This window comes from Paenibacillus sp. TSM33 (assembly GCF_056099025.1).
Window position 1 is genome coordinate 1 of the sequence record NZ_JBLZXB010000062.1, and the last position, 265, is coordinate 265.

A 265-nucleotide genomic window follows, 5' to 3' on the forward strand; every position below is an offset into this window, starting at 1 on the left:
CACGATTTCCAATCGTGCTCCTTCGGCCAACTCGGACACCTCTCCACATGGCTCCCCGAACAGGACTCGAACCTGTGACAACTCGATTAACAGTCGAGTGCTCTACCAACTGAGCTATCAGGGAATAATAATTATAAAATTCGCTTGGCGGCGTCCTACTCTCCCAGGACCCTGCGGTCCAAGTACCATCGGCGCTGGAGGGCTTAACGGTCGTGTTCGGGATGGGTACGTGTGGAACCCCTCCGCTATCGCCACCAAACATGAA

General features: G+C 54.3%; 1 tRNA gene and 1 rRNA gene. Both read right to left on the reverse strand.

From position 1 onward, the window contains the following. Positions 1–48: 48 nt before the first annotated feature. A tRNA-Asn gene (locus ACN6NF_RS25895) sits at positions 49–124 on the reverse strand. An 18-nt stretch (positions 125–142) separates the two neighbouring features. Further along, a 5S ribosomal RNA gene (rrf, locus tag ACN6NF_RS25900) occupies positions 143–259 on the reverse strand. Between the last annotated feature and the right edge of the window lie 6 nt (positions 260–265).